13 protein-coding genes are annotated in these 13,089 nt (G+C 64.8%); 12 read left to right on the top strand and 1 reads right to left on the bottom strand.

What is annotated here, in order from left to right; translation table 11 throughout:
* Window positions 1-121 precede the first annotated feature (121 nt).
* From OU426_RS13490 to OU426_RS13445, 10 genes are all read left to right on the top strand, one after another.
* A complete protein-coding gene (locus OU426_RS13490) occupies window positions 122-934 on the top strand; it encodes a glutamate racemase (RefSeq protein ID WP_267634554.1) in 813 nt (270 codons plus the stop codon).
* A 165-nt stretch (window positions 935-1,099) separates the two neighbouring features.
* Window positions 1,100-1,675: a hypothetical protein gene (locus OU426_RS13485; protein ID WP_267634553.1), complete on the top strand. Its 576-nt coding sequence runs from the start codon at window positions 1,100-1,102 to the stop codon at window positions 1,673-1,675.
* Between the two features lie 86 nt (window positions 1,676-1,761).
* A complete protein-coding gene (gene argC / locus OU426_RS13480) occupies window positions 1,762-2,790 on the top strand; it encodes an N-acetyl-gamma-glutamyl-phosphate reductase (protein ID WP_267634552.1) in 1,029 nt (342 codons plus the stop codon).
* Entirely contained in the window at window positions 2,787-3,251 is a 465-nt protein-coding gene (gene ccmE, locus OU426_RS13475) for a cytochrome c maturation protein CcmE (RefSeq protein ID WP_267634551.1), read from the top strand. The genes argC and ccmE overlap by 4 nt, the downstream gene beginning before the upstream one ends.
* 42 nt (window positions 3,252-3,293) lie before the next feature.
* The gene (locus OU426_RS13470; protein ID WP_267634550.1) at window positions 3,294-3,905 is read left to right on the top strand and encodes a holin-associated N-acetylmuramidase; all 612 of its coding nucleotides are present in this window, start codon (window positions 3,294-3,296) and stop codon (window positions 3,903-3,905) included.
* Complete coding sequence (locus OU426_RS13465) at window positions 3,896-4,387, top strand: holin family protein (protein ID WP_267634549.1); 492 nt, start codon at window positions 3,896-3,898, stop codon at window positions 4,385-4,387. The genes OU426_RS13470 and OU426_RS13465 overlap by 10 nt, the downstream gene beginning before the upstream one ends.
* Before the next feature lie 136 nt (window positions 4,388-4,523).
* The gene (locus OU426_RS13460; RefSeq protein ID WP_267634714.1) at window positions 4,524-6,479 is read left to right on the top strand and encodes a heme lyase CcmF/NrfE family subunit; all 1,956 of its coding nucleotides are present in this window, start codon (window positions 4,524-4,526) and stop codon (window positions 6,477-6,479) included.
* The gene (locus OU426_RS13455) at window positions 6,476-6,931 is read left to right on the top strand and encodes a cytochrome c-type biogenesis protein (RefSeq protein WP_267634548.1); all 456 of its coding nucleotides are present in this window, start codon (window positions 6,476-6,478) and stop codon (window positions 6,929-6,931) included. The genes OU426_RS13460 and OU426_RS13455 overlap by 4 nt, the downstream gene beginning before the upstream one ends.
* A gap of 93 nt (window positions 6,932-7,024) precedes the next feature.
* Window positions 7,025-7,798, top strand: a complete 774-nt coding sequence (locus OU426_RS13450; RefSeq protein WP_267634547.1) for an enoyl-CoA hydratase-related protein — start codon at window positions 7,025-7,027, stop codon at window positions 7,796-7,798.
* A 223-nt stretch (window positions 7,799-8,021) separates the two neighbouring features.
* Window positions 8,022-9,947 (top strand): elongation factor G, encoded by a 1,926-nt coding sequence (locus tag OU426_RS13445; protein ID WP_267634546.1) that lies wholly within the window; start codon window positions 8,022-8,024, stop codon window positions 9,945-9,947.
* A 4-nt stretch (window positions 9,948-9,951) separates the two neighbouring features.
* Here the strand turns inward: OU426_RS13445 and OU426_RS13440 are convergent, their stop codons facing one another.
* A complete protein-coding gene (locus OU426_RS13440) occupies window positions 9,952-10,881 on the bottom strand; it encodes a LysR substrate-binding domain-containing protein (protein ID WP_267634545.1) in 930 nt (309 codons plus the stop codon).
* 119 nt (window positions 10,882-11,000) lie between these two features.
* On the opposite strand from OU426_RS13440, the gene OU426_RS13435 reads away from it, so the two are divergent.
* Both OU426_RS13435 and OU426_RS13430 read left to right on the top strand, forming a co-directional pair.
* Window positions 11,001-12,158, top strand: coding sequence for an acyl-CoA dehydrogenase family protein (locus tag OU426_RS13435; protein WP_267634544.1), 1,158 nt, complete (start codon window positions 11,001-11,003; stop codon window positions 12,156-12,158).
* 218 nt (window positions 12,159-12,376) lie between these two features.
* Entirely contained in the window at window positions 12,377-12,904 is a 528-nt protein-coding gene (locus tag OU426_RS13430) for a DUF2087 domain-containing protein (protein ID WP_267634543.1), read from the top strand.
* The last annotated feature ends 185 nt before the right edge of the window (window positions 12,905-13,089 follow it).

The following is a 13,089-nucleotide window of genomic DNA, read 5'->3' as shown; positions in this document are numbered from 1 at the left end:
CGGCCCTTTCTAGCGATTTGCCGCGCGAGCGGACGAAGAGGGGTCTTGCCGGGAAAGGCACATGCATGGGATGGATTTCCGTCCCATCGCTGCTATGACACTCACAAAGGAAGGAGGCAGCATGGCGGTTGGCATATTCGATTCCGGTCTTGGCGGGTTGACCGTCTATCAGGCGGTTGTCGAACGGCTACCTGAGGTTCCTTTTGTCTACTATGGCGACAATGCCCATGCGCCCTATGGCGTGCGCGATTCCGATGACATTTTCCGCCTGACCTGTGCGGGGGTAGAGCGGCTGTGGGACGAGGGCTGCGATCTGGTGATCCTTGCCTGCAACACGGCCTCCGCCGCCGCGCTGAAACGGATGCAGGAAACCTGGGTACCCGCGGACAAAAGGGTGCTTGGCGTCTTCGTCCCACTCATCGAAGCACTGACTGAACGGCAGTGGGGCGACAATTCGCCGCCGCGTGAGGTTGCCGTTAAGCATGTGGCCCTTTTTGCGACACCTGCGACAGTCGCAAGCCGCGCCTTCCAGCGCGAGCTGGCCTTCCGCGCCATTGGCGTCGACGTCGAGGCGCAGCCCTGCGGCGGCGTCGTCGATGCGATCGAACAGGGCGACGAGATCCTCGCCGAAGCGCTGGTGCGGTCCCATGTCGAGGCCCTGAAGCGGCGGATGCCGAAGCCCGAGGCCGCGATCCTCGGTTGCACCCATTACCCGTTGATGCAAAAGACTTTTCAGGAGGCGCTCGGCCCCTCGGTTCGGGTCTTTTCGCAGGCCGGTCTCGTGGCCGAAAGCCTTGCCGACTACCTTGGGCGCCGTCCGGAGTTCGCCGGCGCCGGGGCCGAGGCGAAACTTTTGACAACCGGCGATCCGCGTGCGGTCTCTGACCGCGCAACCCAGTTCCTGAAGCGCCGGATCAGCTTCGAAGCGGCCTGATCGCCGCCGCATTTTCGCTTATATTCGCCCGACAGCATGCATCTTGTCGCCATGCTGCGGCCCCTATTCGCCTCTAGTTTTCAAAGAAGAAACGGCGAAGCAGGGACCAGAATGACCATTGGGATGGTCATACGCGGGGCGGTCCGCGCGGTTTTGGGAGTTGTCTTGGGCAGCGCCCTCTTTGCGGCTGCTCATGCGGCGCCGCTCTTCGACGTCCGCCTCGGCAGTGTCAGCGTCGCGCTTGACATGCCAGAACCGGCGGTCAGGAAACCACGGCTCAGCAAGGTCGTCTCGCTCAGCGGCAACGCACCCGCACCGGCGGTGAAGCGCCTTCTGATCCCGGGCCTATCCGATGGTCGCTGGCGGCATGCATTCTCCTTTTCCGGCCTCTTTGGCTATTGCGCCTACCGGACGCTGAACGCGCGGATGAGCATGAGTGAGGTCGAGGCTTTCACCCTGCTGACCGGGCAGGGCGGCGGATCGATCCTTGCGGCCTACCGTGCGCCCGCGGGCGATTTCGGCCTTGCGATGCGCGTCCATGCGAACGGGGTGGTCCGGATCGCGTTCGACTATCCCGCCCGGCCAGAGGTGCGGGCCGGCAGCGGGCTTCTGCCGGTGAACGGCATTGCCTACAATCCAACACCGGTGCCGCTGCCGCCGGCGGCATTCCTGATGCTCGGGGCGCTGCTTCCGCTCGGACTGGCCGCACGGCGTCGCCAGAGGCGCGGAAGGCGCGACTAAGGCCACTTCAGGCAGAATCCGGACGATTTTCCGATTGAATCTCTCGGCACGCCCCGGCATCACGCGCTCAGCACAGGGAGGCGGCCATGGCCAAGCGAATCGCCATTCTCGGAGCATCGGGATATACCGGGGCCGAACTGGTGCGCCTGATCTCCACCCATCCGGGGCTGGAGATTGCGGCGCTGTCGGGCGACCGCAAGGCGGGCATGGCGATGGCCGAAGTCTTTCCTTTCCTCGCCCATCTGAAGCTGCCGGTGCTGCAAAAGATCGAAGAGATCGACTTTGCCGGCATCGACCTCTGTTTCTGCGCGCTGCCGCACGCGACCAGCCAGGCGGTGATCGCCCAGTTGCCGCGTGATCTGAAGATCGTCGATCTGTCGGCCGATTTCCGGCTGCGCGATCCGGCCGCCTACGAAAAATGGTACGGCAAGCCGCACGCGGCGACGGATCTGCAGAAAGACGCGGTCTATGGCCTGACCGAATTCTACCGCGACGAGATCCGCGCCGCGCGGCTGGTTGCGGGCACCGGCTGCAATGCCGCGACCGGGCAATATGCGATCCGGCCCCTGATCGAGGCGGGGGTGATCGATCTTGATGAGATCATCCTCGATCTCAAAGCGGGGGTCAGCGGCGCGGGCCGGTCGCTGAAGGAAAACCTGCTCCATGCCGAACTATCGGGCGGCACCCATCCCTATTCGGCGGGTGGCACCCACCGGCATCTGGGCGAGTTCGACCAGGAATTTTCCAAGGTTGCGGGTCGCCCGGTCCATATCCAGTTCACGCCGCATCTGATGCCTTTCAACCGGGGTATCCTCGCGACTGTCTATGTCCGGGGCGAGGCAGCGGCGATCCACAAGGCGCTTGCCGATCGCTATGCAGATGAGCCGTTCCTGCATGTGCTGCCCATGGGGCAACTGCCCTCGACCCGCTCGATCGCAGGGTCGAACTTCGTGCATCTCGGCGTCCTTGCCGATCGGTTGCCCGGACGGGTGATCGTGGTCGCGGCGCTCGACAATCTGACCAAGGGCTCTTCGGGGCAGGCGATCCAGAATGCGAACCTGATGCTGGGCCTGCCCGAGACCGAAGGGCTCATGCTGGCGCCGGTCTTCCCATGAGAAGCCTGAAGAAAACCCGCCGGATTCAGGTGATCCTCCTCGCTTTCGCTGCTCTGATCGGTGCAACGGCGCTGATTGGCTACGGGTTCAAGGACGGGATCAACTTCTTCTATTCGCCGACGCAAGTGGCCGAGAAGCCACCCTCCGACGGCGAGATCTTCCGTTTGGGCGGGCTGGTGAAGGAAGGGTCGATCCTGCCGGGCGAGGGGGTGCATTTCACCTTCACCATCACCGATACCAATGCCGACGTGCTGGTGGCCTATGTGGGCAACAATCCCAAACCCGATCTTTTCGGTGAAGGGCAGGGAACGGTGGCGACCGGACGGATGGAAGGCGGCGTCTTTCAGGCGACCGAGCTTCTGGCAAAGCATGACGAGACCTACATGCCCAAGGAAGTGATCGACTCGCTGAAGGAACAGGGCGTCTACGTCGACCCGAACGCTGCCCCTGCGACGAATTAACCTTTCGGCGCGAGCCTTGCCCGGTGCTTTTCGGGGAAGGACATGCAGACAGTCCAGGACATTGCAGCGGCCATCGTCGCCCGCGAGGGCGGTTATGTAAACGACCCCGATGATCCGGGCGGCGCGACCAATCACGGTGTGACGCTCGCAACGCTCAAGCGCCTCGGCCGCGACCTGAACGGTGACGGCAGGGTGAACGCGGCCGATGTGCAGGCGCTGACCGAGGCGGCGGCGGCGGAGATTTTCGTTGATCACTACTTTACCCGGCCGGGACTTGGTTCTCTGCCGGAGGCGCTGCAACCGTCGGTCTTCGACATGTATGTGAATGCGGGCTCCAATGCGGTGAAGCTGCTGCAACAGCTCCTGAACGATCTCGGTCATAGGCTGAAGGTCGACGGGGTGATGGGCCCCGCGACGGCCGGCGCCGCTATCCGGGCAGCGGCACCGGAGCCGCTGCTGCTGGCTGACGCTTACGGGATCGCGCGGCGGAACTATTATTACCGCCTCGCAGACCAACGTCCTTCCAGCCGCAAATACGCGCGCCGCAGGGATGGCGGAAAGGGCGGCTGGATCGTGCGGGCGGAAGAATTCATTTCGCCGCGCTTTCATCTGACGGATGCCGAGCATCGGGAAAGGACCAAAGCATGGGGCTGATCGGCAGGGCTCTCGGCGGCCCGGGCGGGGCGGCAGCACTCGGACAGGCCGCCGCTGACCTGGCCGAGGTCTTTACCCCCAATGCCACCCGCAAGATGGAGGCCGCGCACGAAGCCTATTTGGCGGCGATCGACGAACACGGGGCGGAGTTTCAATATGCGATGCCGGGCGCCTTCGACCGGTTCGTGAACGGGCTGAACCGCCTGCCGCGCCCTTTCCTCGCTTTCGGCACGCTCGGGCTTTTTACCTATGCGATGGTCGATCCCGACGGATTTTCGCGCCGAATGGTCGGCCTCAATTTCGTGCCCGAGCCGCTTTGGTGGCTTCTGACTGCGATCGTGGGCTTCTATTTCGGCGCGCGCGAGGCGCATTATTTCCGGATGAAGGCGCCTGCGCCGCAACCCGCGCAGAAGACAGCCAAGCCGCGCGCCGGTGAAGACAATGCCGCGCTCAGGGAACTGCAACGCGGTCGCGACCGCTAGGCTCGTCGAAGGTCTCCGACCACACCTCGCGCGCCTCCCGCACCGACGCGCCACCAAGTGGCCGAGGAGGGCGGGCGGCGGGATGACGCAGCGCCTCCCCATTTCCCTTTCGGGGCCAACCGTCTACAGTCCCGCCATGATCACCGAGCTTGGCCACTTCTGTCTCATCCTCGCCTTCGCCGTGGCGATCCTGCAGGCCAGCCTGCCGCTTCTGGGGGCTGAGACCGGTCGGCTGCGCTGGATGGCGCTCGGGCCCCCGCTCGCCACCTTGCAGGTCGCGCTGATCGCCGCGGCCTTCGCCGCCCTTGTCCATGCTTTCGTGACCTCGGATTTCTCGCTGAAGGTCGTTTACGAGAATTCCCACACGGCGAAACCGATGATCTACAAGGTTGCCGGAACCTGGGGCAACCATGAAGGCTCGATGCTTCTCTGGGTGCTGATCCTTGCTCTGTTCGGCGCCTGTGCTGGCTGGTTCGGGTCAGGTCTGCCACCTGCGCTGCGTGCCCGCGCCCTGTCGGTTCAGGCGATGATCGGCGCGGCCTTCCTCGCCTTCATCCTTTTCACCTCGAACCCGTTCCTCAGGCTCGCCTCACCGCCCTTCGACGGGCGCGATCTCAATCCGCTTCTCCAGGACGTCGGGTTGGCCTTCCATCCGCCCTTCCTCTATCTCGGCTATGTCGGGCTCTCTATGGCCTTTTCCTTCGCCATGGCGGCTCTGATCGAGGGCCGCGTCGATGCCGCCTGGGCGCGCTGGGTCCGGCCCTGGACGCTGGCCGCCTGGATATTCCTCACGATCGGCATCGCTCTCGGCTCCTGGTGGGCCTATTACGAACTGGGCTGGGGTGGGTTCTGGTTCTGGGACCCAGTCGAGAATGCCTCGCTCATGCCCTGGCTCTTTGCCGCAGCACTCCTTCATTCCGCCATCGTGGTTGAGAAGCGCGAGGTTCTGAAGGCCTGGACCATCCTTCTGGCCGTCCTCGCCTTCGGCTTTTCGCTCATCGGTACCTTCCTCGTGCGCTCGGGTGTCATCACCTCGGTCCATGCGTTCGCCAACGACCCCGAACGCGGGGTGTTCATTCTGATGATCCTTGGCGTCTTTATCGGCGGCGGACTGACGCTGTTCGCGCTGCGCGCCGACCGGATGCAGGCACGCGGCGCTTTCGCGCTGGTCAGCCGCGAGGGGGCGCTGGTCCTGAACAACATCCTTTTGGCGGTCGCGGCTTTCGTCGTCTTCATCGGCACGATCTGGCCGCTGGTGGCGGAGGCGGCCTTCGACCGCAAGCTGTCGGTCGGCGCGCCCTTCTTCGACGCGGCCTTCACGCCCCTGATGGTCCTTCTCGCCATCGCCCTGCCTTTGGGCGCGATCCTGCCCTGGAAGCGCGGGCGCCTGACCGGCGCAGCCCGGACGCTCGTCGCGGCGGCGCTCCTCGCGCTTGCCGTCATGGCACTTGCCTTCGCTGTAAACAGCGGCCGCTCGGCGCTTGCGCCCATCGGCATCCTCCTCGGTGTCTGGTTGGTCGCGGGCGCCTGTATCGATCTTTGGCTGCGCGCAGGCCGCACGCCATCGCGCCTGACCCGCCTGCCGCGCGCCGACTGGGGGCGGGGCATCGCCCATTCCGGGCTTGGCGTTACCTTCATCGGCATCGCCTGCCTGACGGGTTGGAGCACCGAGGATATCCGCACTGTGAAGGTCGGGGAAAGCTTCCCGCTCGGCGCCTATCAGGTGGTGCTGCAGGCTGTTGAGGAGGGCGAGGGGCCGAACTACCTGACCACGATGGCGACCATGCGGGTGTTGAAGGGCGGGGCAGAGGTCGCGGTGCTTCATCCAGAGAAGCGGGTCTATCCGGTGGCCGCGATGCCGACGACCGAGGCGGCGATTGCCAACGGCTTCCGCGATGACATCTACCTCGTTCTCGGCGACGCGCAGGCGGATGGCAGCTGGGCGATCAGAAGCTATGTGAAAGCCTTCGCCAACTGGATCTGGGCTGGGTCGCTGATGATGGCCTTTGGCGGCGCGCTCAGCCTCAGCGACCGGCGGCTGCGGGTGGGCGCGGGTGCGCGGCGCCAGCCGCTGGCCCAACCTGCGGAATGACGATGCGCGGGCTACTCCTCGCGGCTGTCCTTGTGCTTGCGGGTCCGGCTTTTGCCGTCCAGCCCGACGAGATCCTTGCGGACCCCGCACTGGAGGCCCGCGCCCGGGCCCTGTCCGAGGGTCTCCGCTGCCCTGTCTGTCAGGGCGAAACCATCGACGAATCGAATGCCCCGATCGCGCGCGACATGCGGCTCGTGTTGCGCGAACGGCTGGTTGCGGGCGACAGCGACGCGGAAGCGGTGGCCTATCTCACCGACCGCTACGGCGAGTTCATCCTCTTCCGGCCGCGCGCGACCGGTGCGAACCTTTTCCTGTGGTTCGCCGCGCCGGTCCTGCTGCTTTCGGCGCTGGTCGGGGCAGGCCTTTACGTGCGCCGGTCGCGCGCTGCCGAAAGGTCCGGGCCGCTGAGCGAGGCAGAAGAGGCGCGGTTGGCCGAGCTTTTGAAGGACTGACGCTCCACCCTTTGCCGCAACGTCAGACAGCGCGCGCGCTTTCCTGCCGCGCCGCGCCCGCTTAGCATTGGCGCAAGATGCGGGGAGGTCGGCATGAGCGACAGCGTGATCTATGAATTGCGAGATGGTATCGCCACCCTGCGCCTCAACCGGCCGGAGGTAATGAACGCCCTTAATCGCGACCTGCGCCTTCGGCTGCGCGCCGCGCTCTCAAGGGCCGAGGATGAGGCACGGGTCATCGTCCTGACCGGCGCGGGCAAGGCCTTCTGCTCGGGCCAGGACCTTGCCGATGCGGGAACACCCGGCGAGGTCGATTTCGAGGCGGTGCTGCGCGACGAATATGAGCCGCTTCTGCAGGCGATCTACCATTGTCCGCTGCCGACCATCGCCGCCGTCAATGGCGCCGCCGCCGGGGCGGGGGCGAACCTCGCGCTGGCGGCGGATGTGGTAATCGCGACGGAAAGTGCAAGTTTCATTCAGGCCTTCACCCGGATCGGCCTTCTGCCGGACGCGGGCGGCACCTACTGGCTGCCGCGTCAGGTGGGCTTTGCCCGCGCCATGGGGGCGATGCTTTTCGCCGACAGGATCGGCGCACGGCAGGCCGCCGACTGGGGCATGATCTGGGAAGCGGTGCCGGACGAGGCGTTCGAGGCGCATTGGCGGGCGCGCGCCGCCCAGCTGGCGGCGGGCCCGGGCCTTGCTTACCAGGCGGTGAAAGAGGCGCTGCGCGCAAGCTATGCCAACGATCTGAACGCCCAGCTGGCACTCGAGGCGCGGTTGCAGGGCACCTGCGGGCAGAGCGCAGATTTCCTGGAAGGGGTCACCGCATTCCTCGAAAAGCGCACGCCGCGGTTCGAGGGGCGCTGAGCGGCTCCGCCCCTCCCCCGGACAGGTCCGGGGTTCACCCCGGAGTATTTCGGGAAAGAACGTGAGGCGGTCGGACTTCGCCTGCAACGGGCGCGTGAAAACGCGGCCTTGACCGGTCCGGTTTCGGGGCAGAGAGTGAGGGGCAGGGCGGATCGGCCCGATGGCACGCGGGTCGCGGCATTTCGCCGGCGCCTCCCGCTCGTGCCGGAAGGGAGCGATCATCATGCGGCTTATCACAGTTATGGGGCCCTCGCAGTCGGGCAAGACCGAGCTCGTGAAGCAGATGGCCCAGCTGGACGGCCATCCGCCGAAGGTGGAACAGGCGGGTCATCTTTCGCTGTCGCGCTTTACCTTCATGGGCGAGCCCTGGTGTGCAATCGACCTCGCGGGCGGCCCCGAATATGCGCGGATGGTCGGCCAGTCGCTCCTGGCCTCCGACGCTGCGGTCCTGTGCGTTGCGCCCGATCCGAACGAGGCGGTTCTGGCCGCGCCCTATCTGCGCGCCATCGAGGCGTCGGGCACGCCCTGCCTCATATTCATCAACCGGATGGACGCGCCCAAGGGTCAGATCCGCGACGTGGTGTCCGAGCTTCAGGCCTATACGTCGCACGCGATCGTGCTGCGCCAGATCCCGATTCGCGAGGGCGGGCAGATCGTCGGAGCGGTCGACCTGATCTCTGAGCGCGCCTGGCGCTACCGCGAGGGCCTGCCGTCGGTTCTGGTCGAGATGCCTGCGGCCGAAAGCGACCGCGAGAAAGAGGCGCGCACTGCGCTTCTGGAACATATGTCGGAATATGACGACCATCTGCTTGAGGAGCTGATCGAGGATCACGAACCGGCCAAGGGCGCGCTGTTCGAGATCGCCCGGCGTGAGACGCAGGAAAGCGTCATCCTGCCCTGTTTCCTCGGTGCGGCGAGCCATGCCAATGGCGTGACGCGGCTGATGAAGGCGCTCCGCCACGAGGCGCCCGGGGTCGAGGCGCTCCGCGACCGGCTTGGTGCGGGCGAGGCGCTGGCGGTTGGTTTCCATGCCCAGAACCGCAAGCATCTGGGCAAATGCATCTTCCTGCGCGCCCTTGGCGATGGCGTGGCGCAGGGCGCGGCGCTGGGTGGCTCCACCGTCGGCGGCCTCTCGGAACTGGGCGGCAAGTCCGGGCATGACCGGCTCGTCCCGGGCGATGTCGCGATTTCGGTCAAGGCCGATCATCTGAATGCCGGACTGATCTACACGGTGTCGGGCGCCACGCCCGCGCCCGACTGGGCGGCAAGCGCCCCTCCGGCGATGGCGCGTCTTCTGACACCCGCGCATGAGAAGGATGATGCCCGCCTGTCCGCCGCACTGGCAAAGCTTGGCGAGACCGACCCGGGCCTGACCATCGCGCAGGACGAGGCGACCGGCCACGCGGTCGTGCGCCTGCAGGGGCCCATGCACTTGCGTGCCGTGGTTTCGCAGCTTGCCGACGGGTTCGGTGTGGATGTCGATCCCCATGTCCCCGCACCGAGCTACCGCGAGACGATCTCGTCAAGCGTCGAGGAAAACTACCGCCACCGCAAGCAATCGGGCGGTGCGGGCCAGTTCGCCGACGTGGCGATGATCGTGGCGCCCCAGACGCGCGGCGCGGGCTTTTCCTTCACCGAGGTTGTGAAGGGCGGCGCGGTGCCGCGCAACTACATCCCCTCGGTCGAGGAAGGCGCACGCGATGCGCTCGTCAAGGGGCCACTGGGCTTTCCGGTGATCGACGTGGCCGTCACCCTGACCGACGGCAAGCATCATGCGGTCGACAGTTCCGATTTCGCCTTCCGCACCGCCGGACGGCAGGGGGTGAAGGAGGCACTCGCAAAGGCTGGGCCGGTGCTGTTGCAGCCGGTGGACCGGGTTGAGATCCATATTCCGTCTATCTATGCGGGCTCCATGGTCTCGCTCATCTCTTCGCTGAAGGGCCAGGTGCTGGGCTTCGACCGTGATCCTGCTTGCCGGGGCTGGGACATTTTCCGCGCGCTCCTGCCTGCCGCGGCGGAGGAGGAGCTGGTCACGGCGCTCGGCTCGGCGACGCAGGGCACGGCCTGGCATGAGGCGAGCTTCGATCATTACGAGGAGCTCTATGGCCGCGAGGCCGAGCGGATATCGAAGGAACACGCTGAAGCTTAGGACCCTAGGCCGGCAACGCACCAGTGCTGCCGGCCTGCTCCGACGCCCACAGCGCAAATCTTTCGATCTCTCGCCTCTTCGAGTGATCCGCGAGCCATACAACGTGGAAACCGTAGCCCGGCATCGAAAAGTCAGAGAGCCGCACCAGCGCGCCGGAGCGCAATTCTGGTTCGACGAGAATATTGCTGCAAAGTCCTACTCCCTGACCGCGGACGATCGCCTGAAGGCCATGCAGTTCCTCGTAGAATCGCATCGCTGGTTTGGCGGAAAAGGACGTGCGCCACCTTCCGGCCTCGCGCTCGTACCTTTCCCAGTTTCGCCAGACGGGTGCCTGGCTGTCATTCGCTGGCCAAAAGAATTCGATAAGCGGCAGTTTGGATAGATTGTCGGTCGTGATCGGTAAAGGAAGCCCGTCCACCAGCCCGGGGCTCGCGACCATGTAGAATTCGTCTCGGGCGATTTCTATCGATTCACCGTCCGCAGGTCGGGCTCTGGCGTACCTTATGGCTACATCAGCCTCTCCCTTGCGCAGATTCATGACATCGTAAGTGCCGAATACTTCAATGCCGACATGAGGATAGCGATGCCGCCAGTTGCCGAGTCGCGGCACAAGCCAGTTCGCCGCGAATGCGTTCGTCGTGGTGATCTTCAATTCCGCTTTGCCCGTCTCGCCGCGGATGCCTTCAAGTTCCCTCGCGATAGATGCCAGGGCGTGGCTGACGATAGGCAGCAGGCGCGCTCCTGACGGAGAAAGTTCCAGCGGTCGTGGCCTGCGCACGAACAGGGGGTGGCCGCAGAATTCCTCCAGCAGCCTTATCTGGTGGCTGATTGCCGTCGGCGTCACGGACAACTCTTCCGCTGCCTTCTTGAAGCTGAGCAGGCGCGCAGCCGCTTCAAAAGCCTGCAATTGGCGCAAGGGCGGAAGTGGATACATGGGCGCATGGTAGCTGAATTGAACTCATCTGCCCATGAATTCTTTGAAATTGCGATCTTGTGTCCCTTGTCCGAGCATGCCTGGCATGTCGCGTTGCGCGGCGCAGGAAGGAACGGGCCATGCAGGATCTATCCATATCCGACAAAGACCGGCTATTGTCATCAATCCGAAGCCTCGAAGATGAAGTCTCTGGGGCTCGCGCTGCGTTCGACAAGGATCGCCAGATCTCGACGCCAATCTTCAAGATCCTTTCAGAGAAGCGCCTGTTCCGCCTGTGGCTCCCCAAGGAACTCGGAGGACTGGGTCTGTCGCCCTCTGACTTCCTTGACGTAGTAGAGGCTGCATCGACGCTTGACGGTTCTGTCGGTTGGTTGGTTGGCAACGGCGGCGGAATGGCGCGCGCGGGCGGATATCTGCCAAAACGCTCTGCAGAACAGATTTTTTCTGATCCCAATGCGTTTATCGTAGCGGCGACCGGCGCCGTCGGCCGTGCAGTCACGGTCAATGGCGGATACCGCGTAAGCGGGCAATGGCCGTTTGGCAGCGGCGCCCATCATGGAACCTATTTCGTTGTTCTCTGTGACGTTGAGGAGCGCGACCCATGCGATCCGGCACGCACTATGTTTGTCTATGTACCGGCTTCGGCAGTCACGACACTCGATACCTGGCACGTGTCGGGCCTGCGCGGCACCGGCAGTTGCGACTTCGCCATGGCGGATGTCTTCGTGTCGAGCGACTTCACGCACGCTTTTCAGGCTGAACCGACCGTCGATGGTGCGATTTACCGGCTTCCGACCAGATCTGTGTTCCCCTTCACCGTCGCAACGGTGCCGCTGGGAATTGCAGTGGCTGCGTCCCGCAGTTTTTGTCAGATGGCTGCCGATCACAAGCGATCTGGCGCCTCGGCCTCGCTTGGGAGTAGTGAAGTCATCCAATCGGAGCTTGGTCGGCTCCGCGCTCAAGTCGATGCTGCGAGATGTCTTCTTCGTCACTCCATGGAGGTGCTTTGCGGTGAAGTGTCCTCTCAGGGCACCGCGACCGAGGAAAGCCGCGCGCGGTTTCGTGGCGCCTGCACCCTCGCTGGTGAGACGGCGTCGAACGCCGTCGCGAAATATTGCGACATGGCAGGCGCGCGCGCGATATTCGAAAGCTGTGACCTGGAACGCTGCGAGCGCGATGTAAGGGCTGCGGTCAAACACGTGGCCATGTCGACAGCTGCCTACGTTACAAACGGAATGTTCGAGCTGGGACAGGATATTTCCGGGCGAAGGTTTTGATACCTCTCGCGTGCACCTTGGCAGGACCTTGACCAATTACGCGGATTGGGGCAAATGCCGGATCGGTCCGCAGTTCACCAAGGCGTTGCCGATCCGGCCTAGCCGGAATGCTAAACCTGCATCTTGCATCCGAGGCGTTTCTTTCATGCGCTCTCACCGTCAAGCGGCGACCGGCGGACTTTCCCCCGAAAGCGGAGCGTACCGAAAGGACGTGACCCATGGCCCGAGACGCCATCTCCCTGTCGATCCCCGATCTTTCCGATTTCGCCAAGCGCCTCAGGCGCGACATTCAAGGGGCGGGGCAGGTGCCATCGCACCTCAGCCTTCTGAACATGCTCGCCCGCGCGGCGGGGTTCGGCAATTACCAGCACTTGCGCGTGGCGCCCGCCATCGCTCCGCCCACGCCGACGCCCGTCGATGAAAAGCGGCTGGCGAGGGCCGTCCGCCTTTTCGACAGCGAGGGTCGCCTGACCCGCTGGCCCAACCGGACATCGCTGCAGGACCTCTGCCTCTGGGTGCTCTGGTCGCATCTTCCGGCCCGGCAGGTGATGAGCGAACCCGAAGTGAACCAGCTGATCGACCGATGGCATCTCTTCGGCGACCGCGCCATCCTGCGCCGCTCGCTCATCGGCCACCGGCTCGCGGAGCGCACCGCCGACGGTCGGGAATACCGAAGGATCGAACGTGCCCCGACCGCCGAAGCACGCGCCCTTCTGCGCTGCATTCCCCGCGGCCGAGCCGACTGACGAGCCTTCTTTCGTTTGCAAATATCCCGGTGGGGGTCCGGGGGAGGCAGCGCCTCCCCCGGCGGGTCGGCCGGGCGAAGCCCGGACGAAATCCCGCTCTCAGCGCCCGCCGACCGCGACCTAATAGCGCCGCGTCGGCCCGACAAAAATCTGGCGCGGGCGGCCGATCTTCTGGGTCGGATCAC

The sequence above is a fragment of the Frigidibacter sp. RF13 genome, assembly GCF_026626305.1.
In the GTDB taxonomy this organism is placed as follows: Bacteria; Pseudomonadota; Alphaproteobacteria; order Rhodobacterales; family Rhodobacteraceae; genus TMP-24.
This window is presented reverse-complemented; position numbering and strand designations above follow the sequence as displayed.